The sequence below is a fragment of the Nonomuraea sp. NPDC054003 genome (genome assembly GCF_055585125.1).
This window is the reverse complement of the sequence record NZ_JBVJKR010000011.1, coordinates 37,870-61,844: the sequence shown is the minus strand read 5'-3', so window position 1 is coordinate 61,844 and position 23,975 is coordinate 37,870. Positions and strand designations below refer to the sequence as shown.

General features: G+C 71.6%; 26 protein-coding genes. 10 read left to right on the top strand and 16 right to left on the bottom strand.

What is annotated here, in order from left to right; translation table 11 throughout:
• The first annotated feature begins 31 nt into the window (after positions 1 to 31).
• On the top strand, positions 32 to 409 hold the full coding sequence (locus tag ACZ6YG_RS27790) for a DUF5319 family protein (RefSeq protein ID WP_148036829.1): 378 nt from the start codon (positions 32 to 34) through the stop codon (positions 407 to 409).
• Here ACZ6YG_RS27790 and ACZ6YG_RS27785 read toward each other — a convergent pair.
• The 4 genes from ACZ6YG_RS27785 to groES form a co-directional block, all read right to left on the bottom strand.
• Entirely contained in the window at positions 370 to 525 is a 156-nt protein-coding gene (locus ACZ6YG_RS27785; protein ID WP_187281617.1) for a hypothetical protein, read from the bottom strand. The two genes, ACZ6YG_RS27790 and ACZ6YG_RS27785, sit on opposite strands and share 40 nt — an antisense overlap.
• Positions 522 to 1,157: a sigma-70 family RNA polymerase sigma factor gene (locus ACZ6YG_RS27780; RefSeq protein ID WP_148036828.1), complete on the bottom strand. Its 636-nt coding sequence runs from the start codon at positions 1,155 to 1,157 to the stop codon at positions 522 to 524. Before ACZ6YG_RS27780 ends, ACZ6YG_RS27785 begins: the two co-directional genes overlap by 4 nt.
• A 348-nt stretch (positions 1,158 to 1,505) precedes the next feature.
• Entirely contained in the window at positions 1,506 to 3,125 is a 1,620-nt protein-coding gene (gene groL, locus ACZ6YG_RS27775; RefSeq protein ID WP_148036827.1) for a chaperonin GroEL, read from the bottom strand.
• A gap of 72 nt (positions 3,126 to 3,197) precedes the next feature.
• Positions 3,198 to 3,509 (bottom strand): co-chaperone GroES, encoded by a 312-nt coding sequence (gene groES / locus ACZ6YG_RS27770; RefSeq protein WP_148036826.1) that lies wholly within the window; start codon positions 3,507 to 3,509, stop codon positions 3,198 to 3,200.
• Positions 3,510 to 3,815: 306 nt separating this feature from the next.
• Here groES and ACZ6YG_RS27765 point away from each other — a divergent pair, with 306 nt between their 5' ends.
• From ACZ6YG_RS27765 to ACZ6YG_RS27755, 3 genes are all read left to right on the top strand, one after another.
• Positions 3,816 to 4,988 (top strand): class I SAM-dependent methyltransferase, encoded by a 1,173-nt coding sequence (locus tag ACZ6YG_RS27765; RefSeq protein WP_219545117.1) that lies wholly within the window; start codon positions 3,816 to 3,818, stop codon positions 4,986 to 4,988.
• 191 nt (positions 4,989 to 5,179) lie between these two features.
• Positions 5,180 to 6,799 (top strand): hypothetical protein, encoded by a 1,620-nt coding sequence (locus tag ACZ6YG_RS27760; protein WP_466019601.1) that lies wholly within the window; start codon positions 5,180 to 5,182, stop codon positions 6,797 to 6,799.
• 95 nt (positions 6,800 to 6,894) lie between these two features.
• Complete coding sequence (locus ACZ6YG_RS27755) at positions 6,895 to 7,359, top strand: hypothetical protein (RefSeq protein WP_466019600.1); 465 nt, start codon at positions 6,895 to 6,897, stop codon at positions 7,357 to 7,359.
• A gap of 14 nt (positions 7,360 to 7,373) precedes the next feature.
• Here ACZ6YG_RS27755 and tsaD read toward each other — a convergent pair whose 3' ends face one another.
• The 12 genes from tsaD to ACZ6YG_RS27695 all read right to left on the bottom strand — a co-directional run bounded on the left by tsaD (position 7,374) and on the right by ACZ6YG_RS27695 (position 17,967).
• Positions 7,374 to 8,405, bottom strand: coding sequence for a tRNA (adenosine(37)-N6)-threonylcarbamoyltransferase complex transferase subunit TsaD (tsaD, locus tag ACZ6YG_RS27750; RefSeq protein ID WP_466019599.1), 1,032 nt, complete (start codon positions 8,403 to 8,405; stop codon positions 7,374 to 7,376).
• Complete coding sequence (gene rimI / locus ACZ6YG_RS27745; RefSeq protein WP_466019736.1) at positions 8,398 to 8,829, bottom strand: ribosomal protein S18-alanine N-acetyltransferase; 432 nt, start codon at positions 8,827 to 8,829, stop codon at positions 8,398 to 8,400. Before rimI ends, tsaD begins: the two co-directional genes overlap by 8 nt.
• Positions 8,830 to 8,840: 11 nt before the next feature.
• Positions 8,841 to 9,485: a tRNA (adenosine(37)-N6)-threonylcarbamoyltransferase complex dimerization subunit type 1 TsaB gene (gene tsaB, locus ACZ6YG_RS27740; RefSeq protein WP_466019598.1), complete on the bottom strand. Its 645-nt coding sequence runs from the start codon at positions 9,483 to 9,485 to the stop codon at positions 8,841 to 8,843.
• Between the two features lie 51 nt (positions 9,486 to 9,536).
• Positions 9,537 to 10,466 (bottom strand): phosphotransferase, encoded by a 930-nt coding sequence (locus ACZ6YG_RS27735; protein ID WP_466019597.1) that lies wholly within the window; start codon positions 10,464 to 10,466, stop codon positions 9,537 to 9,539.
• A gap of 31 nt (positions 10,467 to 10,497) precedes the next feature.
• The gene (locus ACZ6YG_RS27730) at positions 10,498 to 11,031 is read right to left on the bottom strand and encodes a class F sortase (protein WP_187281616.1); all 534 of its coding nucleotides are present in this window, start codon (positions 11,029 to 11,031) and stop codon (positions 10,498 to 10,500) included.
• A gap of 2 nt (positions 11,032 to 11,033) precedes the next feature.
• A complete protein-coding gene (locus tag ACZ6YG_RS27725; protein ID WP_466019596.1) occupies positions 11,034 to 11,711 on the bottom strand; it encodes a hypothetical protein in 678 nt (225 codons plus the stop codon).
• Positions 11,712 to 11,875: 164 nt separating this feature from the next.
• Complete coding sequence (gene tsaE / locus ACZ6YG_RS27720; protein WP_148036817.1) at positions 11,876 to 12,334, bottom strand: tRNA (adenosine(37)-N6)-threonylcarbamoyltransferase complex ATPase subunit type 1 TsaE; 459 nt, start codon at positions 12,332 to 12,334, stop codon at positions 11,876 to 11,878.
• The gene (locus tag ACZ6YG_RS27715) at positions 12,331 to 13,419 is read right to left on the bottom strand and encodes an alpha/beta fold hydrolase (protein ID WP_466019595.1); all 1,089 of its coding nucleotides are present in this window, start codon (positions 13,417 to 13,419) and stop codon (positions 12,331 to 12,333) included. The genes tsaE and ACZ6YG_RS27715 overlap by 4 nt, the downstream gene beginning before the upstream one ends.
• A complete protein-coding gene (alr, locus tag ACZ6YG_RS27710) occupies positions 13,416 to 14,546 on the bottom strand; it encodes an alanine racemase (protein ID WP_466019735.1) in 1,131 nt (376 codons plus the stop codon). The genes ACZ6YG_RS27715 and alr overlap by 4 nt, the downstream gene beginning before the upstream one ends.
• Positions 14,547 to 14,666: 120 nt before the next feature.
• Entirely contained in the window at positions 14,667 to 16,154 is a 1,488-nt protein-coding gene (locus ACZ6YG_RS27705) for an NAD(P)H-hydrate dehydratase (RefSeq protein WP_466019594.1), read from the bottom strand.
• A 10-nt stretch (positions 16,155 to 16,164) separates the two neighbouring features.
• Positions 16,165 to 16,515: a holo-ACP synthase gene (locus ACZ6YG_RS27700; protein ID WP_148036814.1), complete on the bottom strand. Its 351-nt coding sequence runs from the start codon at positions 16,513 to 16,515 to the stop codon at positions 16,165 to 16,167.
• 39 nt (positions 16,516 to 16,554) lie between these two features.
• Positions 16,555 to 17,967, bottom strand: coding sequence for an alkaline phosphatase PhoX (locus tag ACZ6YG_RS27695; RefSeq protein WP_466019593.1), 1,413 nt, complete (start codon positions 17,965 to 17,967; stop codon positions 16,555 to 16,557).
• 172 nt (positions 17,968 to 18,139) lie between these two features.
• Here ACZ6YG_RS27695 and coaA point away from each other — a divergent pair, with 172 nt between their 5' ends.
• From coaA to ACZ6YG_RS27665, 6 genes are all read left to right on the top strand, one after another.
• On the top strand, positions 18,140 to 19,057 hold the full coding sequence (gene coaA, locus ACZ6YG_RS27690; RefSeq protein ID WP_148036812.1) for a type I pantothenate kinase: 918 nt from the start codon (positions 18,140 to 18,142) through the stop codon (positions 19,055 to 19,057).
• A gap of 108 nt (positions 19,058 to 19,165) precedes the next feature.
• Positions 19,166 to 20,074 (top strand): ABC transporter ATP-binding protein, encoded by a 909-nt coding sequence (locus tag ACZ6YG_RS27685; protein ID WP_466019592.1) that lies wholly within the window; start codon positions 19,166 to 19,168, stop codon positions 20,072 to 20,074.
• A complete protein-coding gene (locus ACZ6YG_RS27680) occupies positions 20,067 to 20,924 on the top strand; it encodes an ABC transporter permease (RefSeq protein ID WP_148036810.1) in 858 nt (285 codons plus the stop codon). Before ACZ6YG_RS27685 ends, ACZ6YG_RS27680 begins: the two co-directional genes overlap by 8 nt.
• Entirely contained in the window at positions 20,921 to 21,835 is a 915-nt protein-coding gene (locus tag ACZ6YG_RS27675) for an ABC transporter ATP-binding protein (protein WP_148036809.1), read from the top strand. Before ACZ6YG_RS27680 ends, ACZ6YG_RS27675 begins: the two co-directional genes overlap by 4 nt.
• A 1-nt stretch (position 21,836) precedes the next feature.
• Positions 21,837 to 22,553 carry an ABC transporter permease gene (locus tag ACZ6YG_RS27670; RefSeq protein WP_148036808.1) on the top strand — a complete coding sequence of 239 codons (717 nt, stop codon included), beginning with the start codon at positions 21,837 to 21,839 and terminating at the stop codon, positions 22,551 to 22,553.
• Between the two features lie 39 nt (positions 22,554 to 22,592).
• Positions 22,593 to 23,948, top strand: a complete 1,356-nt coding sequence (locus ACZ6YG_RS27665) for an AAA family ATPase (RefSeq protein WP_271274684.1) — start codon at positions 22,593 to 22,595, stop codon at positions 23,946 to 23,948.
• Positions 23,949 to 23,975 lie beyond the last annotated feature (27 nt).

Below are 23,975 nucleotides of genomic sequence, written 5' to 3'. Positions count from 1 at the left end.
ATGGGCGCCGCCCCGGTCTTATGGTGGGAAGGTGCCGGAAGACGTCCCCCGCGACCCGTTCGCGGATGATCCCGACGACCCGTCCTCGGCGATGGGCGGGTTCGACGACGCCGAGCCGCTGACCGCCGCCGAGCGCGACGAGGCGATCACCGACCTGGCCGACGTGGAGGTCTTCCGTTCCCTGCTCGAACCGCAGGGCGTGCTGGGGCTCGTGCTCGACTGCCCGGAGTGCGGCGAGCAGCACTTCTTCGACTGGGACCTGCTGCGCGGCAACCTACGCCAGATGATCGAGCAGGGCCGGCCGCAGGTGCACGAGCCGGCGTTCCATCCCGACCCGGCCGACTACGTCACCTGGGAGTACGCCCGAGGCTACGTCGACGGCGTCATCGACACCGAGGAGCGCCGCTGATCGAGGACGTCCGCGACCAGCACGGCGAGCACCCGCGCCGCGGGGTCGTGGTGGTCGGGAAGCCCTCCGGCGGCGAGCGCGTCGAGCAGCGCGTCGCTCTCGTCCTCTGGCGTCAAGCGGACTCCAGCTCGGCCATCTGCCTCAGCCTGGCGAGCGCCCGGTGCTGGGCGACGCGTACGGCGCCTGGTGACATGCCGAGTACATTACCGGTCTCCTCGGCGGACAGCCCGGACACCACACGCAACAGCAGCAGCTCGCGCTGGTTGCGCGGCAGCCGGGCGAGCAGCCTGCGGGCGTGCTCCACCTCGATGTAGCGGACGACGGTCTCCTCCGGCCCCGGCCCGTCGTCGGGCCCGTCGGGCAGGTCCTGCGTCGGCACGGCCGAGCGCACGGAGCTGCGCAGCGCGTCGGCCACCTTGTGCGAGGCGATGCCGAACACGAAGGACGCGAACGGCCGTCCCATGTCGCGGTATCGCGGCAGCGCGGACAGGACCGCGATGCACACTTCCTGGGCCACGTCATCTGCTATGTGATATTGCCCCGACACCCTGCCCAGCCTGGCGCGGCAATAGCGCACCACCATCGGACGCAACTCGCCGAGCAAGGATTCGATCGCGGTGCGATCGCCCTGCACGGCGAGGGTTGTCAGTTCTCTTAGGTCGGAGTCATCCGTCCGTGCCGGAAGTCTCGACGCGAGCCTTACCCCAATTTTGGCGTCGGCGACGCTTCCCTCGCTCACGATAGGCATGATGCCCGCGTTGATCCGGCATGTCGTCATGGCGAACGGCTACGGATTGGTCACATTGACGCGACGATAACTCTCGGTAATCGGGTGACAACACTAAGCCTTTGGCTGTGGCGCAATATTTCACCGAATAACCCGATACGCACGACATTTGTCAGACGTGGACGCTTACCGCCTGCTTGAGGTTTACCGAATTAATCCGACATTCTCCATCAAGATTCGCCGCCCGCTACATGACATACCACTGGCGTTTCGAAAGCAGGTACGACTGCGAAACCGGTCCGGGCGGTGACCGAAAACCACGACGGCCCGCACCGGAGCCGGTGCGGGCCGTGAGGAGCCGGACGTGGGTCAGTGGCCGTGGCCGTGACCGTGGCCCTGGCCGGCGGCCGGAGCCTCCTCCTCGGGCTTGTCGACGACGAGCGCCTCGGTGGTCAGCAGCATCCCCGCGATCGACGCGGCGTTCTGCACGGCGGAGCGGGTGACCTTGACCGGGTCGATGACGCCCTGGGCGAGCAGGTCGCCGTACTCGCCGGTGGCGGCGTTGAGGCCGTTGCCGGCGGACAGCTCCGCCACCTTGTGCGTGACGACGTAGCCCTCCAGACCGGCGTTCTCGGCGATCCAGCGGGTCGGCTCGACCAGCGCGCGGCGCACGATGGCCACACCGGTCGCCTCGTCGCCCGTCAGGCCGAGGTCGTCGACCTCCTTGGCGACGTGGATCAGCGCGGAGCCGCCGCCGGAGACGATGCCCTCCTCGATGGCCGCGCGGGTCGCGGAGATCGCGTCCTCGAGACGGTGCTTCTTCTCCTTGAGCTCCACCTCGGTGGCGGCGCCGACGCGCAGCACGCACACGCCGCCGGCCAGCTTCGCCAGGCGCTCCTGGAGCTTCTCGCGGTCCCAGTCGCTGTCGGACTGCTCGATCGCGAGCTTGATCTCCTTGACGCGGTCCTCGATGGCCGCGGCGTCACCGGCGCCGTCGACGATCGTGGTGCTGTCCTTGTCGATCACGATGCGGCGGGCGGTGCCGAGCACCTCCAGGCCGACGTTCTCCAGCTTGAGGCCGATCTCCTCGCTGACGACCTGGCCGCCGGTGAGGATGGCCATGTCCTGCAGCATCGCCTTGCGGCGGTCGCCGAAGCCCGGGGCCTTGACGGCGACGGAGGTGAACGTGCCGCGGATCTTGTTGGTGACCAGGACGGCCAGGGCCTCGCCCTCGACGTCCTCGGCGACCACGAGCAGCGGCTTCTTGGTCTGGGCGATCTGCTCCAGCAGCGGGAGGAAGTCCGCGATGGAGGAGATCTTGCCCTGGGTGAGCAGGATGTAGGCGTCCTCCAGGACGGCCTCCATGCGCTCGGTGTCGGTGACCATGTAGGCCGACAGGTAGCCCTTGTCGAACTGGAGACCCTCGGTGAACTCCAGGTCCATGCCCATGGCGTTGGACTCTTCGACGGTCAGCACGCCGTCCTTGCCGACCTTGTCGAACGCCTCGGCGATCAGCTCACCGATCTTGGCGTCCTGGGCGGAGATCGTCGCGACGTTGGCGATCTCCTTCTTGTCCTCGACCGGCCGGGCGGAGGCGAGCAGCTTGTCGCTGACCTCCTTGGCGGCCTTGTCGATGCCGCGCTTGAGCGACAGCGGCGAGGCGCCGGCCGCGACGTTGCGCAGGCCCTCGCGGACCATGGCCTGGGCCAGGACGGTCGCGGTGGTGGTGCCGTCACCCGCGATGTCGTTGGTCTTGGTGGCCACTTCCTTGGCGAGCTGGGCGCCGAGGTTCTCGTAGCGCTCCTCAAGCTCGATCTCGCGGGCGATGGTCACGCCGTCGTTCGTGATCGTCGGAGCACCGAACTTCTTGTCGATGACGACGTTGCGGCCGCGGGGGCCGAGGGTTACCTTCACGGCATCCGCGAGGGCGTTGACGCCGCGCTCGAGCGCGCGCCGGGCGTCCTCGTCGAATTCCAGGATCTTGGCCATTTTGCTGAAAGTCCTCTCCTAGCGTCGAAGGCCCCGGGGGCTCTAGAGCGCCCGGGGCCCGACACAACCGGCTTACTTCTCGATGATCGCGAGAACGTCGCGGGCGGAGAGCACGAGGTACTCCTCGCCGCCGTACTTGACCTCGGTGCCGCCGTACTTGCTGTAGAGGACGATGTCGCCCTCACTGACGTCGAGCGGAATCCGCTTCTCGCCGTCCTCGTCCCAGTTGCCGGGACCCACCGCGAGGACCTTGCCCTCCTGCGGCTTCTCCTTGGCGGTGTCGGGAATGACCAGGCCGGAAGCGGTGGTCTGCTCTGCCTCAAGCGGCTGAACCACGATGCGGTCGCCGAGCGGCTTAACGGGAACCTTGGTGGCGGTCGTCACGATCGGACCTCCCCTTCAGATGTGACTGATTAGAAGAGGCGACCAGCTGGGCCTGCCGTCGCGGGTGCCAGACCTGCCTCGTCGCACGTTGGCACTCTCAAGGGGAGAGTGCCAACAGGAAACATATGCAAGAGGGGCTTGACAGTCAACACGAACTCGTCTGCTCACAGCGATCGTGGGCAAGCTTTCACGAGGTCGACCCGGACTCCGGAGCCTCCTGGAGCTCCAGCCTACGTCCGCGCGGGCCCCCCACGGGCCGACACGCTGGCCCGGAAGCACTCCGTACGGGCGCTACCGTCGTATGCCGTGGATCTCGACGCCTTCACCGCGCTGCTGACCCCGCGCGGCCGCGAAGCCCTGGCCGAGGCGCAGGAGCTCGTCGGCGCCGACCCCGTCGCCGCCGCCACGCGGCTGCGCAGGACCCACGACGCCGCGCTCACCTCGGCCGCGCTCACCCAGGCCCGGCTGCGCGAGCGGGCCAAGGCCAAGTTCGGCGCCGACGCCGGGCGCATGTTCTTCACCCCGCACGGCCTGGAGCAGGCGACCAGGGCCGAGGTGGCCGCCCACCGGGCGCGGCGGCTGGGCGCGGCTCCCGGACACCGCGTGGCCGACGCCTGCTGCGGCGTCGGGGGCGACCTGCTGGCGCTGGCGCGGGCCGGCTGCGCGGTCGACGCCGTGGACACCGACCCGCTCTCGGTCGCCGTGGCCAGGGCCAACGCCGAGGCGCTCGGGGTGGCCGACCGGGTGACCGTACGGGTGGGCGACGCCGCCGAGGTGCGGCCGGAGGCCTACGACGTGCTGTTCGCCGACCCCGCCCGGCGCACCTCCAGGGGCAGGACGTTCGACCCGCTCGCCTACTCGCCGTCCTGGCCCGTGGTGCTCGGCCTGCTGGGCAGGGCGCGGGTCGGCTGCGTGAAGGTCGCTCCGGGCATCCCGTACGAGTTCATCCCGGACGACGCGGAGGCCGAATGGGTCTCGTACAAGGGCGAGGTGAAAGAGGCCACCCTGTGGACCGGCCGCCCGCCGGAGGGGGCGCGGCGCGCGACGCTGCTGCCGGGCGGGCACACGCTCACCGCCACCGGCGCCCGCGCGGCCACCGGGCCGGTCGGGCGGTACGTGTACGAGCCGGACGGGGCGGCCGTCAGGGCGCATCTCGTGGGCGAGGTGGCCGAGCTGGTGCGCGGGTGGCTGCCCGACCCGATGATCGCCTACATCTCGGGGGACGAGCCGGTCGACACCCCGTGGGCCACCCGCTACGAAATACAGCACGTGCTGCCGTTCTCGCTGAAGCGGCTCAGGGCCGCGCTGAGGGAGCGCGGAGTGGGCAACGCCGTCATCAAGAAACGCGGCTCGGCGGTCGATATAGAACGCCTGCGGGCCGACCTCAGGCTTTCCGGCGACAGGACCGCCGTGGTCATTCTGACGCGTGTATCCGATAAGCCCACTGTCCTGATCTGCGACCCCAGCCCACCTGCGTGAATGACAAATCAGGGCGATTCACCGATAAGCGCGACGTTTTTCTTCGCCCCTGACGGACCTTGATCGAAAGGCTAAGGTGGGCGGGCGGGAGTCCTCCCCCCTCTTGCGGTGAGCCGCGTTCTCCTTCTTATCTGCAAATCGGACCATCCCACCGCTACGCGGCAGACCGTCGACAGCGAAGGAGCCTTTCGGTGGACCATTCCAACCACACCACTCTGCTGCAGGCGGCGGGTGGCCAGACCGCCATCTCGGAGCGGATGCGGGAGCTGCTGGCGCGTGCCGCCCAGGATCACGTGTACGAGCAGCGCACGCAGGGAGCCGTGCTCGACGAGATCCGCCAGCGGCTGGAGGGCATGGAATGGCTCCTGCGCGAGGTGCGCGAGCGCGAGCTGGGCGGCCTGAGCGGCACCCTGGAGACCGTCAGCGGCCGGCTGGACGACATCGCCGCCAAGCCGCCCCTGTGGGCCGAGGGCCTGGCCCAGCACGTCGAGGCGGTGCGCGACCACGTCGACGCGGTGGGCGAGCAGGTCGGCGGCGTCGACTCGGCCGTGGAGTCGGTCGGCAAGCGCGTCCACCCGGTCATGGAGCTGCCGAAGCTGCGCGCCGACGTCACCGCCGTGTGCGAGGGGATGGAGGAGACGCTGGGCCGGCTGCAGACGGTGGTCGACTTCACCGACGACATGGCCAAGCGGATGGGTGACGTCACGGCCAGGCTGGCGCAGGTGAGCGCGGGCATGGAGGTGGCCGCCGGCCGGTTCACCCGGCTCGACAAGTCGCTGGCCGAGCTCAACTCCCGCACCGACCGCGTCGAGGGCGTGGTGCTCGACCTGTCCGACACCTTCGACGAGCGGGTGGCGAGCGCCGCCCGCGAGGTGCGGGCCCGGGTCGACGAGGTCGGCGAGCACCTGTCCGGGCGCTTCGACGGCGTCGACGGCCGGGTCGACCGGGTCGAGAGCCGGCTCATGGCGCTCGACACCCGGTTCGAGACGGCCGAGGAGAGCCTGGCCGACGTCGACGCCCGCCTGCGCGGCGTGGACGCCCGCGTGACCTCCCACACCGGCCGCTTCGACGCCCTCGACGCCCGCCTGGCCTCCCACGCGGGCCGCTTCGACGCCATCGACGAGCACCTCGACACGCACACCGGCCGCTTCGACGTGATCGACGAGCGGCTCACCGCCCACGCCGACCGCCTCGAGGCCGCGGACACGCGGGTGACCGGCCGCTTCGACACCGTCGACCGGCACCTCGTCACGCACGCCGACAGGTTCGACGCCATTGACGAGCGGCTGACCGCCCAGGTCGGGCGGTTCGACACGGTCGAGGACCGGCTGACCGCGCAGGACGAGCGCCTGGAGGCCGTCGACGGCCGCCTCGGCAAGGCCGCGGGCCGCCACGAGGACCGCTTCGCCGGCATCGACGACCGCCTGACCTCGCTCGACGGGCGCCTGGGCGAGGCCGAGGAGCGCCTGGCCCACCGGGTCGAGGGCCTCGACGCCCACCTGACCGGCCTCAACACCCGCGCCGAGCAGGCCGGCGAGACCCTGGAGGCGGTCGGCCGCCGCATCGACGGCCTGCCCGCCGCCCTCGGCATCGGCGAGCTGCTCGACACCCACGGCGAACGGCTGACCGAGGCGGCCGCCTCGCTCGCCGAGATCGTCCGCTCCCGCCCCGACCGCGACACGCTCGCCGAGACCGTCTCGGACATCGTCCAGCCCGCCACCACCGACCTCAACAAGCGCCTGGGCGCCCTGGAGGAGACCATGCTGGCGCTCGCCGAAGCACTGCTGCGGCCGAGCCGCGCCAAGGACTGACGCGGCTCCCCCGTACGCGAGCCGGCGGAAGGGCGCTGAGCGACGCACGGCGAGTAGGCTCACCATGATCGCCAGCGACAGCGGAGGAGCCGCTCATGACCACCGACCCCACGATGGCCCGGATCGCCCAGGGAGTGGAGTTACATCACCACCAAAGGCAGCGTGATGCCGCTCGTGACCTGTTCGCGCAGATCTGGGACGACATCGGCGGCGAGCAGGGCGACCCGCTGCATGTCTGCGTCCTCGCCCACTCGATGGCCGACGTGCAGGACGACGTGCACGAGGAACTGACGTGGGACCTGCGGGCGCTCGCCGCCGTCGGCCAGGTCACCGACGAGCGGGTGGCGGAGGCCGGGGTGCCGCTGTCGGTGGCCGGCCTGTATCCGTCGTTGCACCTGAACGTGGGTGAGTGCTACCGGAAGCTGGGCGATCTCGGCCGCGCCCGCGAGCACCTCCAGCAGGCGCGGGCCGAGATCGGCGCACTCGGCGACGACGGCTACGGCCGGCTCATCAAGGGCGGGCTGGAGCGGCTGGCCGAACAGCTGGACGAGACCGTCTGAGCGCGCCCGCGCGGTCAGACGTTGACGGTCGTGATCGGCAGGGACGAGTCGGCGGGGATGTCCAGCGCGGAGGGCGCGGTCCCGGCAGCCACCAGGTCGGAGCCGAGCGCGGCCACCATGGCGCCGTTGTCGGTGCACAGCCCCGGGCGGGGCACGCGCAGCCGCACGCCCGCCGCGTCGCACCGCTCCTGGGCCAGGGCGCGCAGCCGTGAGTTGGCCGCCACCCCGCCGCCGATGAGCAGGTCGTGCACGTCGTACTTCCGGCACGCCTGCAACGCCTTGCGGGTCAGCACGTCGACGACCGCCTCCTGGAACGAGGCCGCCACGTCGGGCACGTGGATGCGCTCGCCCGCGGCCTCGCGGGCCTCCACCCAGCGTGCGACGGCGGTCTTGAGCCCGGAGAAGGAGAAGTCGAGCGTGCCGTCGTCGATCTTGCCGCGGGGGAAGGCGACCGCCGTGCCGGAGCCGTCGCGGGCCGCCTTGTCGATGTACGGGCCGCCGGGGAACGGCAGCCCGAGCACCCGCGCCACCTTGTCGAACGCCTCCCCCGCCGCGTCGTCCACGGTGGACCCGAGCGAGATCACGTCCGCGGCGACGTCGGGCACCAGCAGCAGCGAGGAGTGGCCCCCGGACACCAGCAGGGCGATGCACGGCTTGGGCAGCGGCCCGTGTTCGAGCTGGTCGACGGCGACGTGCGCGGCCAGGTGGTTGACGCCGTAGAGCGGGACGCCCAGGCCGAGGGCGTACGACTTGGCGGCGGCCACGCCGACCAGCAGCGCCCCGGCCAGCCCCGGCCCGGCGGTGACGGCCACCGCGTCGACGTCGGAGAGCTTCACCCCGGCCGCGGCCAGCGCCGCGTCCACGGTGGGCGTCATGGCCTCCAGGTGGGCGCGCGAGGCGACCTCGGGCACCACGCCGCCGTAGCGGGCGTGCTCGTCCATGCTGGAGGCGATGGTGTTGGCCAGCAGCGTGTGGCCCCTGACGAGGCCGATGCCGGTCTCGTCACAGGACGTCTCGATGCCCAGGACCAGGGGTGCGTCAGCCATCCTGCTTCCTTCTCATCATGATCGCGTCGGTGCCGTCGTCGTAGTAGCGGCGGCGGGTGCCGATGCTCTCGAACCCGAATCGCTCGTAGAGGCCGCGCGCCACCGGGTTGTCCTCCCGCACCTCCAGGAAGATCTCGCGAGCCCCGCGGCGGCGCGCCTCGGCCAGCAGCTCGGTGAGCATGGCGGCGCCGACGCCGGTGCCGCGGTGGGCCGGCAGCACCGCGATCGTCTGCACGTCGGCCTGGTCGGCGGCGACCGCGACCCCGGCGTAGCCGACGATCACGTCGTCGGCCACGGCCACCACGTAGTGTCTGGTGCGCGGCTGGTCGGCCAGCTCGCCGCGCATCATGCCCTCGCTCCACGCGTCGAGCGGGAACGTGGCGCGCTCGATCGCCATGACCTCCGGCAGGTCGCCCTCGGTCATCTGGCGCAGCCTCACGCCGTCACCCGCTTGGGCGCGCCCGGCACGGCCGCGTCGGGGCGGCGCAGGTAGATCGGGCGGGCCTCGTCGAGCGGCACGCCCGCCGCGATGCGCTCGGCCGCCAGCGCGGCCAGGAACCCGGCGTGCGGGTAGGCAGGCTCGCGGGCCGGGCCGAGCTCGCCGGGGTAGAGACCGGCTCCGGCACCGACCACCGGCAGGCCCTCGACGGGCACCTCGGCGGGCTTGTCGACGGAGGGGCCGTCGAGCCTGGTGCGCCGGTCGGCGTAGCGGGCCCAGAAGACCTCCTTGCGCCGCGCGTCGGTCGCCACCAGGAACGGCTCGTCGAGGCCGCTGCCGTACGCCAGCGCGTCGAGTGTGCAGATGCCGTGGGCGGGCACGCCGAGCGTGGCCGCCAGCGCCTGCGCGGTCATCAGCCCGACGCGCAGGCCGGTGTAGGGGCCGGGGCCGCGCCCTGCGACGACGGCCGTCACCTCGCGCAGCGGCACGCCCGCCTCGGCGAGCACCCGCTCGACGGCCGGCGCCAGCAGCTCGCCGTGGCGGCGCGCGTCGATCGTCGTGGATTCGGCGAGCACCCGCTCGCCGTCGTGGACAGCGGCGGTGACGGCGGGCGTCGCGGTGTCAAAGGCCAGGACCAGCACGACTGTTTAGCCTACCCGCGGCTCACACCCCACCGCGCCCGTACGCGCTCCTCAGGCCCAGCCCGTGCGGTGGCGCAGCCACTCCAGCGCCTCGACGCCCTGCGCGTGCTGGAAGGCGCGCAGGGTGGGCAGCCCCGGCGGGGCCGGCTGACGGCTCTGCCGCAGGAAGAAGCCGGTCAGCCCGGCCAGCGCGGCGGTGATGGCCGGGGCCGGGTCGGGCAGCAGCTCCTGCGGCGCCGGTCCGCCCTGCATGGCCACCGACGGCAGCATGGCCATGAGGTCGAACCAGGCGGCTCCCGTGCACGCCCACGGCCAGTCGACGACGTACACCCGGTCACCGGCCACCAGCAGGTTGTCGGCGCGCAGGTCGGAGTGGAGCAGCGTGTCGCCCGCGGCCCCCTCGGCCCAGCCGGACTCCAGCTCGGCCAGCGCGGCGAGATGGCGCAGCGCCCACGGGTCGAGCCCGGCGGTGTCCTCGCCCAGCAGCCTGCGCCAGCCGCGGAACGAGTCACCGAACCGCTCCGCGATGGGCGGCGCGTCGATCGGCGACGGCGTCAGCTCGGCGCCCATCCGGCGCACGGCGGCGAGCACCAGGTCCAGCTCGTCGCGGCGCCACGGCGTCACCGGATGGCGCCCCTCGATGTCCTCGAACACCAGCGTCACCCAGCCGTCGAGCTCGAAGGAGGTGAGCAGCCGGGGAGCGGGCACGGCGGCGGGCAGCGCGGCGGAGATCGCGGCCTCCGCCCGGTAGATGAGGACGGAGTCGGGGTTCTGCTCCGGGCTCACGGTCTTGACGAAGGCCCGGCGGCCCCCGTCGGTGCGCAGCCGCACCGCCGCGGCCGGGGAGAAGCCGCCGTCCTGGGTGACCGCCTCAGCCACCCGGCCGCCGAGGAACTCCTCCACGGCGGCGCGCACGCCGGCGTGGACGTCCTGCCAGGGTACGCGCACGCCGGTCGCCGGCGGGTTCGTCCGAGTGCTCATGCATCCATGATCGGGTGCGGGGCAACCGGTTTTAGGCGCGCGACGCGTACACGATGATGTTGTCGACGTACTCGCCCTGGGCCGCGTCGAACCTTCCGCCGCAGGTCACGAGCTTGAGCCCGTCCTCGACGTACACCTTCCTGAGCGGGAACTCGTCCTTGTGCACCTGCTCGACGGCGTCGACCTTGTACGTGACGGTCTTGCCGTCGCTCCGCTCGACCCGTACCTTCGAGCCCTTGCGCAGGTGGCGGAGCTTGTAGAACACGGCGGGAGCGGTCTTGGTGTCGACGTGGCCGATGATCACCGAGGCGCCCTTCTCGCCGGGCACCACGCTGCCGGTGTACCAGCCCGCCATCTCGGGCTTCTCGTAGGGCGGCAGCTCGACCTCGCCGTTCTTCACGCCGAGCTTCATCAGCGGCGCCTCGACGTCGATCGACGGGATGCCGATGGTCTCGGGCACGACCGCGGCCGCGGCCTGCTCGGGCTGCTGCATGCTCTGACCGAAGGCGACCAGCACCAGGCCCGTGACGGCGCCCGCGAGCACCACCCGTCCGGAACTCGCCATGACTAGGACCGGCGGCGCTTGACCGCCACGCCGACGCCGACGGCGAGCGCCAGCCCGATGGCCGCGCCGACGCCGCCGAGCGGGATCGACGTGCCCTCGTCGACTTCCTTGCCGAACGTGCCGCCGCCGCCCGCCCTGGGCGCCCTGGTGGGCACGTCGCTGGGCAGCGGTTCCGCGCGGGCCACGCGCAGGGTGGCGCGGCCCGAGTGGTTGGTGCCGTCGCACTTGACGTCCACGCGGTACGAGCCGCGCCGGACCGTTCCGGAGATCTGCGCCTGACCGCGCACCCAGTCGCCCCCGGCGTTGCCGGTCGGGCTGGGCGTGCCGCCCGAGGTGGTCGGGTTGAGCGTGACCCCGCTGACGAACGCCCTGGACGTGGCGGTGCCGGTGTGGGCGGGCCCGCCCTGCGGCGCCGGGCAGTTGGCCAGGATCCACACGGTGGAGCTCTCGCCCGCCGTGACGCGGTCGGGGTTGAGCTGGACCGAGATGGAGGAGACCGCCGGAGTGGCGGTCGCCGTGGCCGTCGTGGTCGCGGTGGTGGTGGCGGTCGGCTGGCCCGTGCCTGTCGGGCTGCCGGTCGGCGTGGAGCTCTCCGCCGGTGTCTGCGCCTCCGCCGCGCAGCCCATGAGGCCGATCATGAGGATGGCCCCCGCATAAGCGACTCGCCTGACCCTGAGCACCGCCGCACCCCACTCCGCCGCTCTTTTCCTAGCATCCACCGGTTTCGTGGATACCGCCCTCCTGATACCCAGATTTTCTGGGCCAACCCTTACCAATGATCATGTTTCTCGTCATGGCGAAGGTACGTCAAGGGTGTCAGCATGACCCGGAGTTGGCGCGGGTTTTACTCTTGTGCGGCGTCAGTCGGCGTGTCGGCCCAGCGCGGGCCGACACCTCGCAGGGTCACGGTGCGGGCGTCGTCGCCCGACTCGCGGTCGATGTGGATCTCCAGGCGGTCTTCTGCGAGCCCTTCGACCAGGCCCTCACCCCACTCGACGACCGTCACCGACTCCTCCAGCGAGGCGTCGAGGTCGAGGTCGTCCACCTCCAGGTCGCCGCCGAGCCGGTAGGCGTCGGCGTGGACCAGCGCGGGGCCGCCGCACAGCGACGGGTGCACCCGGGCGATGACGAACGTGGGCGAGGTGATCGGCCCCCGCACCTTGAGCCCTTCGGCGATGCCCTGCACGAGCGTGGTCTTGCCGGCGCCGAGCGGGCCCGACAGGACCAGCAGGTCGCCGGGGCGCAGCAGGGATGCCAGGCGCGTGCCGTACGCGCGCGTCTCCTCGGCGGTGCGCAGCCTCACACGCCCACCCTCTTGATCAGGTCGCGGAGCGCGTCGGTGACGGCGCCGGGACGTTCGAGCTGGATCAGGTGCGAGGTGTCGGGCACCTCGGTGAACTGGGCCTTGGGCAGCGCCTCAGCCATGGCGCGGCTGTGGTCGGGGGGAGTCAGCCAGTCCTGGTCACCGACCATGATCGCGGTCGGCACCGGGTCGAGCACATGCAGCGCGGACAGCTTGTCGTGGTTCATCAGCGCGGGGTAGAAGTCGGCGACCACCTCGGTCGGGGTCGCCCTGATCATGGACTCGGCGAAGTCGACGAGGGTGGGGCTGACGTTCTTGGAGTCGCCGAAGGCCATGTAGCGGGTCAGCAGGAAGGCGATGTCGCTGCCCGCGTGGCGGGTGCGGTCGACGAGCGAGCCCCGGCGGCCGAGCATCGACACCGTGGTCGGGGCGACCTTGTGGACGGCCTTGGACACAAGGGCGGGCAGCCCGAGCGTCAGCTCGGCCAGCTTGCCCGCGGAGGTGGCGATGAGGGCGACGCCGCGCACCCGGTCGCCGAACAGCTCCGGGTGGCGGTCGGCGAGCGCCATGATCGTCATGCCGCCCATGGAGTGGCCGACGAGCACGCACGGCCCCGGCACGAACTGGTCGAGCACCTCGGCCAGGTCGTCGCCGAGCCGGTCGATCGAGGTGTCGCCGGAGACGGCGCGCTGGGAGCGGCCGTGCGAGCGCTGGTCCCACACCACGACGCGGTGGTGCTCGCGCAGGTCCCTGCGCTGGTAGTGCCACGATTCGAGACTGAGACAGTAGCCATGGCACAGCACGACGGTCAGCGGCGCGTCGTGTCCGTCGTCGCCGCCTTCCTCCTGGGGCCTTCGCTCCTTCGGCCCGTCGACCTCGACGTGCAGGGCCACGCCGTCGGAGGTGATGAGCGTGTGGGAGCTGCCGCCCAGCTCGCCGAAGGGCTCGCTGGCCTCCAGGTCGGGGCGGAGGCGGATGCGGCCGACCGCGTAGCGCTTGGCCATGGCCGCGGCCGCGATGCCCGCGGACGCCGCGCCGACGAGCGCGCCGGCGATCCCGAACCTGCGGCGTGTTGTCGTCGTCATGTCCTCTGTCCCTCGTAGACCCTCGGCACGCGCGCCCCGATCCTCGTCACGATCTCATGCGTGATCGTGCCGAGGGTATCCGCCCACTCCTGAGCGGTCGGCTCGCCCTGGTCTCCCGGTCCGAACAGGACGACCTCGTCGCCTGCCCGCAACGGGTCGTCACCCACATCGATCATGAACTGGTCCATGCACACGCGGCCGGCCACCCGCCTTCGCCTGCCGCCGGCCAGCACCTCCGCGCGGTCGGTCGCGTGACGCAGGATCCCGTCGGCGTAGCCGAGCGGGACCAGGCCGAGCGTGGTCTCGCGGCCGGTCACGTAGAGGTGCCCGTAGGACACCCCCGAGCCCTCCGCCACCCGTTTGACCATGGCGAGGCGCGCGACGAGCGTCATGGCCTGGCGCAGCCCGAAGTCGCCCAGCTCGGGGACGGGGCTCAGGCCGTAGACGGCGATGCCGGCGCGCACCATGTCGAAGTGCGTCCTGGGCAGGGTCATCACGGCGGCCGAGTTGGCGAGGTGCCTGATCACGTGGGAGCCGGCCACGCCCGCCTGCTCGGCCAGTTTGAGCGCGGCCTCGAAGGCGTCGGTCTGGGATTCGACGGCTGGATGGCCGGGGATGTCGGCGCAGGCGAAGTGTGACCAGATGCCGACGACCTCGACGGCGCCTTCCGCCTGCAGCTCCAGCGCCCTGCGCAGCAGGCCGGGCCAGGCGGCCAGCGGCGCGCCGCCCCTGCTCATGCCGGTGTCGGCCTCCAGGTGGACGCGGGCGGTGACGCCGGTGGCGCGGGCGGCGGCGGCGATCTCGCCGAGCAGCCGCTCGTCTGAGGCCGACACCTCGACGTCGGCCCCGATCGCCTCGCCTATCGGCTCGCCGGGCGTGATGAGCCAGGCCAGGATCGGCGCGGTGACGCCGGCGGCGCGCAGGTCGAGCGCCTCCTGGACGAACGCGGTGCCGAGCCGGCCCGCGCCGGCCTCCAGCATGGCCTCGGAGGCGGGCACCAGCCCGTGCCCGTAGGCGTCGGCCTTGACGGCGGTCATCAGCTCGGCGCCGGACGCCCGCTCGCGCAGCAGCGCCACGTTGTGCCTGATCGCGGTCAGGTCTACCCGCGCCTCCGCGGGCGTCGCCATCGGGGAGCTCATCCTTCTAGTTTGGCAGCTCCTGAACGTGGTCGAGCGCGATTTCCGCCGCTCAGAACCCCGATGACGGCACTCAGCCCTCGGAGGCGGCCGGGCCCACGATCTCGCCGCTCACGGCACCCGGCTCCGCGGGCTTTCTTCGTCCAGCGCCCGGATGGCGGCGGGGAGCGCCTCGGCCACCGCGGCGGCTGTGAGCGGCGCTCCGTCGGCGGCGATCCTCCCGGCCAGGCCGTGCAGGTAGGCGGCGCACGAGCCCGCGTCCCGCGCGCCGAGCCCCTGGGCGAGCAGCGATCCCGCGATGCCGGACAGCACGTCGCCGGTGCCGCCGGTGGCCAGCCACGGCGTGCCCGTGCCGTTGACCCGGGCCGGCTCGCCCTCCTCGGCGACGACCGTGGTGGACCCCTTGAGCAGCACGGTGACGCCCAGCTCGGCCGCCGCCGCCCGCGCGTGCGCGAGCGGCGCCGCCTCGATGTCACCGCGCGCCGCCCCGGTCAGCCGCGCCAGCTCGCCCGCGTGCGGGGTGATCAGGACCGGCGCGGTACGGCGGAGCAGCGAGACGTCGTGGGCCACGACGTTCAGGCCGTCGGCGTCCACCAGCACGGGCACGTCGGTGGCGAGCACCCGGAGGACCAGCTCGCGGGCCCATCGGCCGGTGCCGAGCCCGGGCCCGAGCACCCACGCCTGCACCCGGCCCACGTCGTCGATCGACGGCTCGTCCAGCTCGGTCACGACCGCCTCGGGCCAGCGGGCCCGCACCTGTCCGACCGGCCGGGAGGGCCCGGCGTAGCGGACCATGCCCGCCCCTGCGTGCAGCGCGCCGCCGACGGCGAGCACCGCGGCGCCGGTGTACTGGTCGCTGCCCGCGACGACGCCGACCACTCCCCTGCGGTACTTGTCGGAGGCGGCCGCCGGTTGCGGCAGCGTGGCCCGTACGGACGCGCGGGTGAGCGCGGTGACGTCAGGACCTGGCAGGTACGGGCCGAGCCCGATGTCGATCAGCTCCACCCGGCCCGCGTGGGCGGCGCCCGGGTCGACCAGCAGGCCGGTCTTGAGCGCCCCCATCGTCACCGTCACCGCCGCCCGGACCGCGCCCCCCTCGACCCTGCCGGTGGAGGCGTCGACGCCGCTGGGCACGTCCACGGCGACGACCGGCGCGGCGGCGTGACCGGCCGTCTCCGCCAGCCCGGCGTACGGCTCGCGCAACGCCCCCGACGCCCCGATCCCGACCAGCCCGTCGACGATCAGGTCTGCGCCCTCCACGGCACGGCGGACGTCGTCCCCGCCACCGGGCTTCCGGGACACCCCGCCCGCGGCCAGGAGCGCGGCCAGGCCCGCCTCGTGGACGCGGGAGCCGGCGACCACCGCCGTCACCCCCGCGCCGCGCCTGGCGAGGACCGCCCCGGCGTGGAGGGCGTCGCCGCCGTTGTCGCCGCTGCCCACGAGCAGCACGACGCGGCTCCCGTACACGCGGGGAAGCATGGCGGCGCAGACGGCGGCCAGCCCGGTCGCGGCGCGCAGCATGAGCGTGCCCTGCGGCAGGGTGGCCATCAGCGCGCGCTCGGCGGTCCTGATCTGGTCGGCGGTGTAGGCGGTGAACACCCTGACCAAACTATCCTTCGGCGATCACGTAAGCCATCGCGACGCCGCCGTCGTGGCTCAGCGAGACGTGCCAGCGCTGGACCCCCAGCCGGCGGGCGACCTCGGCGGCCTCGCCGGTGACGCACAGCTCGGGCCTGCCGCTGCGGTCGCGGCGCACCTCGGCCTCCAGGTGGCTCAGCCCGCGCGGCGCGCCGAGCGCCTTGGCCACGGCCTCCTTGGCGGCGAACCTGGCGGCCAGCGACTGGATCGCGAGATCCCGCTCGACCTCGGTGAACAGCCTCTCGCGCAGCGCGGGTGTGCGCTCCAGAGCGTCGCGGAAGCGTGCGATGTCGACCACGTCGACCCCGATGCCGAGGATCATCGCCCCAGGTTACCCCAGAAGATCCGCTCGACGGGGACGTCAGAAGGCGCCTCGTGCCCAGGGACCCCAGATGGCGATCGTGCGGCCCCGCTCCGCCTGGACGTTCACGTACAGGGTGTGCCCGCCGGGCCCGAACGTGGTGCCGGCGAACTCGGCGCCGGGATCGCCCGGGATGGGCTCCAGGCGGCAGAAGTCGAAGATCTCCCCGTTCCTGGTGAGCCCGCGCAGGTAGTTGTCGCCGTCGCCGTCCTCGCAGAGCACGAGCGTGCCGCGGCCGCTGACCGTCACGTTGTCGGGCAGGTCGAGGGCGGCGGCGCGGGGCGACTGGTAGACGAGCCTGAGCGTGCCGCTCCACGTCTCGTACGCCCAGACCTGGCCGCGTCCGTCGCCGAAGCCGTCGGGCGGGTCGTCGTCCGGGGCCGCGTCGCCGCCCTGGGTGGAGACGAAGTAGATGGTGCCCCGGTGGTGGACGGCGCCTTCGAGCCTGGCGAAGACCGCCGCGCCCGCGGCCCTGCCCTGCCCGCCGACGGCCTTCCCGGCCTGGGCCCTGGACGTCCCGGCGGGCAGTGCGGGGTCGGGCTCCTCGATGTCCACCCAGGTGGTGGCGAACGTGCCGCCGGTGCGGTGTCCCACGGACAGGTCGGCGCGCGGCTCGCCCTTGACCGCGAGCATCTGCAGCTTGCCGCCGTCGAGCAGCCGCCCGGCCCGCATCGGGTGCTCCGGCGCGACGTACCGGTAGAAACCCGAGGGATGGTGGTAGTTGTCCTCGGTGAGATAGAGCGTGCCGGTGGCGGGGTCGAAGGCGGCGGACTCGTGCGCGAACCGTCCCGCGGCCCTGATCGGCCGGCCGCTGGCGGCGCCCTTCAGGGGAACCTCGAAGACGTAGCCGTGCTTCCTGGTCAGCCGGTCGTTGCCGACGCCTGCCACGTCGGGGCCGTCCACGGTCTCCTCGCAGCTGATCCAGGCGCCCCACGGCATGGGGCCGCCGGAGCAGTTCCGCAGTGTGCCGCTGAGTGATGGGCGGCTCCTGAGCACCTCGCCTTCGCGGGTGACCCGCAGGGTGAAGGTGCCGCCGCCGGCCATCCTGTCGTAGGCGAGGTCAGGGTCGCCGAACGCGCTGACGGGGCCGCCGACCTCGTGGTTGCGGACGAGGATCGCGGTGTCGCGCGGGCCGCGGAACGCTGCCATGCCGTCGTGGCTGCCCGGCACCACGCCGCCGCCGGGTAACCGTTCACCGGCCGCGCCGAACGAGCGGTAGCGGAAGCCCTCGGGCAGGTGGAGCCGGACCTCGCCGTCGGCCAGGTCGCGCACCGGTCTCAGCCGCCCGTAACCTCCGCGCGGCCCGTCGCCCGTGACGGGCACGGCGCCGCCGCGCGCGCCCGCGCACGCGACCCCCGCGAACGGCCCGGCCGCCAGCACGGCCGCCCTGGCCAGGAAGCTGCGACGGTCCACACGACCTCCGAGACGGCGACGACTACCCGCACGATAACCCCAGGTATCCCCACCATTCCGGCGAATTCTGCATCCTTCCCCGAACTGGTTATCGGTAATCCCCCGTTTTCATCCACAGCCTGTGGATACCCCGGCTGATGGGCGAGCTGGACCGCGTCGTTACGCTGCCAAGGTGAACAACGGTTACGTTGAACTGAGCAGGGAGCAGTGGAGCGACCTCCGCAAGAACACGCCCTTGACTCTCACCGCGGACGAGCTGGAAGAGCTGCGCGGCGTTGACGACCCCATCGACCTCACCGAAGTGACCGACATCTATCTGCCGCTGACCCGGCTGCTCAACCTCCATTTCACCGGATCCAAGCAGCGCAGCAGCGTGCTGAGCGCCTTCCTCGGGCATCACGAGCGGCGCGTGCCGTACGTCCTGGGCATCGCGGGCAGCGTCGCGGTCGGCAAGTCGACGACGGCGCGGCTGCTCCACACGCTGCTGGCGAGGTGGCCGGAGCATCCGCACGTGGAGTTGGTGACGACGGACAGCTTCCTCTATCCGAACGCGGTGCTGGAGTCCAAGGGCATCATGCATCGCAAGGGCTTCCCCGAGAGCTACGACCGGCGGGCGCTGGTGCGGTTCGTGGCGGAGGTGAAGGCGGGGGCGGCCGAGGTGCACGCGCCGGTCTACAGCCATCTGGAGTACGACATCGTCCCCGGCGCCTCCCAGGTCGTGAAAAATCCAGACATCCTCATCATGGAAGGGCTCAACGTCCTCCAGCCCGCCCCGCCCACCTCCCTCGCCGTCAACGACTACTTCGACTTCTCCATCTACGTCGACGCCAAGGTGGAACACGTCCGCACGTGGTACGTCGACCGCTTCCACAAGCTCCGCCGCACCGCCTTCGAAGACCCCAAGTCCTACTTCAAGTACATCGCGGACATGCCGTACGACGAGGCGACGAAGTTCGCCGTCAACGTCTGGCGCGACATCAACGAACGCAACCTGATCGACAACATCGCCCCCACCCGCGGCCGCGCCGACCTGGTCATGCACAAGGGCCGCGACCACTCCGTCCGGCGGGTGGTGCTGCGCAGGACCTGATCCCTGAGGAGGACCCTGGCCGGGGCCCCGATGCCGGACTCAGGGATGACACCCATTCATCCCTTGGGACGACGATTCGCGGCATCCCCGGCCGGTAGGGTCCGGGGCATGCACATCCTCGCCATCGAGGGGCTGACCAAACGCTTCCCCACCGTCACGGCGCTCGACCGGCTCACGGTCACCGTCGGTCCCGGCGTCACCGGCCTCGTCGGGGCGAACGGCGCGGGCAAATCGACGCTCATCAAGATCCTGCTCGGCCTGCTGCCGGTGTCCGAGGGCCGGGCCGCCGTGCTCGGCCTCGACGCCTTCACCCAGAGCGCCGAGATCCGCAGGCTGGTCGGCTACATGCCGGAGCACGAGTGCCTGCCGCCCGACGTGTCCGCGACCGAGCTGGTCGTCCACCTCGCGCGGATGTCGGGGCTGCCGCGCACCGCCGCCCGCGAGCGCGCCGCCGACGTGCTGCGCCACGTCGGCCTCGCCGAAGAGCGCTACCGCCCGATCGGCGGCTACTCCACCGGCATGAAGCAGCGGGTCAAGCTCGCCCAGGCGATCGTCCACGACCCCAAGCTGATCTTCCTCGACGAGCCGACCAACGGGCTCGACCCCCGGGGCCGCGACGAGATGCTGACCCTGATCCGGCGCATCGGCACCGAGTTCGGCATCAGTGTGCTCGTCACCTCCCACCTGCTCGGCGAGCTGGAGCGGGTCTGCGACCACGTCATCGTGATCGACGCCGGCCGGCTGCTGCGCTCGTCCGCCATCACCGAGTTCACCCAGGCCACCGAGACCATCACGGTCGAGGTCGAGGAGGGCGCCGACGCGCTGGCCGGGCGGCTGACCGAGCTGGGCCAGACCGTCACCCCGCACGGCCGCATGCTCCTCGTCAAGGTGCGCGGCCCCGAGACCTACGACGCCGTCCGCGACGCCACCGCCGACCTCGACCTGTGCCTCATCCGCCTGGAGCAGGGCCGCAACCGCATCGAGGACGTCTTCAGGGGGGAGGCCGCCCATGTCTGAGATCTACGACATCGGCTACCGCCACTACGACGGCCCCCGGCTGGGCCGCCACCACACCGTGCTGGCGCTGGGCGTCCACAGCCTGCGCGGCGTCTTCGGCCTCGGCAGGCCCGCCCGATCCAAGATCATGCCGTTCTCGCTGGCCGCCATCATGATGTTCCCCGTCGTGGTGTCGATCGCGACGATGGCGATGATCCAGCAGCGGGTCGGCGACTACAGCGGCTACGCCGTGGTCATGCAGGCCGTGGTGGCCATCTTCCTGGCCTCCCAGGCGCCCACCGTGGTCGCCCCCGACCTGCGCCACCGCGTCCTGCCGCTCTACCTCTCCCGCCCGGTCACCATCACCGAGTACGTCGGAGCCAAGGTCGCGGCCATGACCGTGGCGCTGTTCCTGCTGGTGGCCGTCCCGCTGACGGTGATGTTCGTCGGCGACCTGCTCGTCGACATGCCCGGGCCGCCGCCCACCGGCGAATACCTCGGCGCGGTGACCATGGCCGCGGTGCTGGCCGTGCTGCTGTCCACCGTGGGGCTGGCGCTGGCCGCGCTGACGCCCCGGCGCGGGCTCGGCGTCGCCTCGGTGATCACCGTCTACCTGCTGTCCACCGGCGCGGCGCCGATGATCTACGCCGCGCTCTACGAGTCCGGTTACCGGTCGGAAGGCGCCTGGGGCTGGCTGATCAATCCGTTCTGGCTGGTCGACGCCGCGCAGGTGTGGCTGTTCGGCAGCACGGCCCACGTCCCCGACGGCGCCTACCCCGGGGGCCCGGCGCCGATCCTGATCGTGCTGGCCCTCATCGCCGCCGCCGTGGCGGTCCTGTCTGCGCGCTACCGGAAGGCGGCCTCGCAGTGAAGATCGAGCTCTCCCAGGTCTCCCGCTGGTACGGCAACGTCGTCGCGGTCAACGACGTCACCATGACGATCGGGCCCGGCGTCACCGGCCTGCTCGGGCCCAACGGAGCCGGCAAGTCGACGCTCCTCCACATGATGGCCGGGTTCCTGTCCCCCTCCGGCGGCACCGTCACCCTCGACGGCGCCGCCGTCTGGAAGAACCACCACGTCTACCGCGACATCGGCCTGGTGCCCGAGCGCGAGGGCGTCTACGGCTTCCTGACCGGCTGGCAGTTCGTGCTCTCGGCGGCCAGGCTCCACGGCCTGCCCAACCCCGAGGAGGCCGCCCGCAAGGCGCTGGCCACGGTCGAGATGGAGGAGCCGAAGGACCGCCGGGTCGAGACCTACTCCAAGGGCATGCGCCAGCGGGTCAAGGTCGCCGCCGCGCTCGTCCACGACCCCGGCGTGCTGCTGCTCGACGAGCCCTTCAACGGCATGGACCCACGCCAGCGGCTCCACCTGATGGACCTCATCCGGTCGATGGGCACCGCCGGCAAGACCATCCTGTTCAGCTCCCACATCCTGGAGGAGGTCGAGCGGGTCGCCCAGCACATCGAGGTGCTGGTCTCGGGCCGCCACGCCGCCTCGGGCAACTTCCGCGACATCCGCCGGCTCATGACCGACCGGCCCCACCTGTTCAGGATCCGCTCCAGCGACGACCGCAAGCTCGCCGCCGCCCTCATCCGCGACGACTCCGCCGGAGGGGTCACGCTCAGCCTCGACGGCCTGGAGGTGCAGGCCACCGAGTTCCGCCGGTTCGCCAGGCTGCTCCCCCGCGTGGCCCGCGACCAGGGCGTGCGCCTGCACGAGGTGTCACCCGCCGACGAGGACCTGGAGAGCGTCTTCTCCTACCTGATCAACAGGAGCAGCTGACATGAACACCGTCGTGGCAGGCATCACCTACCGGGCGCTGCTGGGCAGGCGCAGGGTCGTCCTGCTGCTCCTGCTGCCCCTGGCGCTGATCGCCCTGGCCCTCATGTTCAGCTTCTTCGGCGGCGGCGACCAGCGCACGGCCGTGCTGCTGATGCAGAACTTCGCCATCGGCACCCTCCTGCCGCTGCTCGGCCTCATCGCCGGCACAGGAGTGATCGCCCCCGAGATCGACGACGGCACCATCATCCACCTGATGTCCAAGCCGATCTCCCGGCCGCTCGTCGCGTGGACCAAGTTCGCGGTGGCTGCCTCACTGGTGGCCGTGTTCGCGGCCGTGCCCACCTACCTGGCGGCCTGGATCCTCGTGGGCAACGAAGACGGCATCGCCGCCGGCTTCGCCCTCGGCACCCTCGTCGCCGGCATCGCCTACGCGGCCGTCTTCCTGCTGCTCGGCGTCGTCACCCGCCACGCGGTCACGATCGGCATCATCTACGCCCTCGTCTGGGAGTCGCTGGTCGGCAGCCTGGTGCCGGGGGCCAAGCGCTTCTCCATCCAGCAGTGGGGCCAGACGGTCGCCGACCAGGTCGTCACCTCGCCGTTCTTCGAGGCGGAGGTCACCCTGGCCTTCGCCGTCCCCGCCCTGGTCGTCGTCACCGTCGCCGCCGTCTTCTGGGCCGGCCGCCGCCTGCGGGTCTTCTCCCTGACGGGCGACGAATAGCGACCAGGCGACTGATCGACCCGCGTGTAACGTTGTGCCATGCCCGCACGCCTGGCCCAGCTGAGTCTGACGAGCTTCAAGACCTTTCGCGACGCTCGCCTCCCGCTGGGTGACATGACGTTGCTCATCGGCCGTAACAGCAGCGGAAAATCCAACGCTCTCGACGGGCTGGAGGTGCTCTCGCGGCTCGCAGAGGGTGGCGACATCGTCGACTCCCTCGACAGCAGGCGGGGGGACGAAGGCCCGTTGCGGGGGGGCATCACGGGCTGCCCTCCCCATGGAGAGGACACGTTCCGGCTGGGTTGTCAGGTGATCAACTTTGATCGCGTCGAACACGGCGCGTACGTCGGGATCATTTTCGATGTCGAGATCCGCGTGCGCCCCGAGCCTGAGATCATCAGCGAATCGCTTCGAGGATTCTCCGGCAAGCTCCGGCGGACCAACGATCTGGCCGGGCGTGCGTTCCATACGCTGCTGCATGGCGTGAGCTCTTCCGAAGGAAGCGGAAGCATCGAAGCGCGCTACTACAACGGGCGGCCGGGCCGCGATCCGAAGGCCACCTTCCGCTCGTCCCGGCTGCTGACCGCGCAACTGCCTCTCAGACTGGACCTGACGACTGATGCGGAGCGTCATGTGGCCGCAGCGGCGCAGGATGTCCTGGACACTCTGCGCGGCGTCTTCCATCTGGACCCGGTCCCGCATCTGATGCGCCAGTACGTTCCCAGCCGGGACATCCGCCTGCGCAGGACCGCGGAGAACATCTCCGCGGTCGTCGGGCACCTCAAGCACGTCGACCCCGCGGCCTACGAGCGGTTGCTGCGGCACGCCCAAGCTCTCGTCGACCACGAGATATCCGGCATCGAGCTCATCCGCTCCGAGCTCGATGACCTGATGCTCGCGCTGCGAGAAGACGGTGCCACGACGCCGGCCCGCGAGATGAGCGACGGTCTGCTGCGGTTCATCGCCATCGCCACGACGCTGCTCCGCCAGGGCAGAGACCTCGACCTCAACCGGCGTGAGCCCACGGACGGAGCGGCGATCCCCTTGCTGGTCATCGAGGAACTGGAGAACGGCCTGCATCCGTCGCAGGCCTCGCAGCTCCTCAAGCTGGTGAAGAGCGCTACTGAGGAACGCACCGCCCAAACGGTGTTCACCACACACAGCCCCGCGCTGCTGTCGGCCCTTTCGCGAGAGGATCACCGGAACGTGGTGGTCAGCACCCGGGATCGCGAGACAGGTCTCTCCCGGCTCACCAAGCTGCCGGATCTTGCTGGTTACCCGAGCCTGATGGCACAAGGCGACCTCGGAGCCGTCATCACCTCGGGGCTGCTGGAGCAGAGTCCTCCTGAGAACGACGACCACACCGAGTTCGACCGCCTGATGGGGCTTGGGTGACCATGAGCCGCCGGGTCGAGTTCGTCG

Coding starts and splice junctions, on each gene's coding strand:
- tsaD (WP_466019599.1), bottom strand. CDS start 8,405: ATGGCTGACGCACCCCTGGTCCTGGGCATCGAGACGTCCTGTGACGAG.
- ACZ6YG_RS27685 (WP_466019592.1), top strand. CDS start 19,166: ATGCACATCCTCGCCATCGAGGGGCTGACCAAACGCTTCCCCACCGTC.
- ACZ6YG_RS27755 (WP_466019600.1), top strand. CDS start 6,895: ATGACCACCGACCCCACGATGGCCCGGATCGCCCAGGGAGTGGAGTTA.
- ACZ6YG_RS27715 (WP_466019595.1), bottom strand. CDS start 13,419: ATGACGACGACAACACGCCGCAGGTTCGGGATCGCCGGCGCGCTCGTC.
- ACZ6YG_RS27780 (WP_148036828.1), bottom strand. CDS start 1,157: ATGCCTATCGTGAGCGAGGGAAGCGTCGCCGACGCCAAAATTGGGGTA.
- alr (WP_466019735.1), bottom strand. CDS start 14,546: ATGGCGACGCCCGCGGAGGCGCGGGTAGACCTGACCGCGATCAGGCAC.
- ACZ6YG_RS27680 (WP_148036810.1), top strand. CDS start 20,067: ATGTCTGAGATCTACGACATCGGCTACCGCCACTACGACGGCCCCCGG.
- ACZ6YG_RS27670 (WP_148036808.1), top strand. CDS start 21,837: ATGAACACCGTCGTGGCAGGCATCACCTACCGGGCGCTGCTGGGCAGG.
- ACZ6YG_RS27735 (WP_466019597.1), bottom strand. CDS start 10,466: ATGAGCACTCGGACGAACCCGCCGGCGACCGGCGTGCGCGTACCCTGG.
- groL (WP_148036827.1), bottom strand. CDS start 3,125: ATGGCCAAGATCCTGGAATTCGACGAGGACGCCCGGCGCGCGCTCGAG.
- ACZ6YG_RS27730 (WP_187281616.1), bottom strand. CDS start 11,031: ATGGCGAGTTCCGGACGGGTGGTGCTCGCGGGCGCCGTCACGGGCCTG.
- ACZ6YG_RS27665 (WP_271274684.1), top strand. CDS start 22,593: ATGCCCGCACGCCTGGCCCAGCTGAGTCTGACGAGCTTCAAGACCTTT.
- ACZ6YG_RS27700 (WP_148036814.1), bottom strand. CDS start 16,515: ATGATCCTCGGCATCGGGGTCGACGTGGTCGACATCGCACGCTTCCGC.
- rimI (WP_466019736.1), bottom strand. CDS start 8,829: ATGACCGAGGGCGACCTGCCGGAGGTCATGGCGATCGAGCGCGCCACG.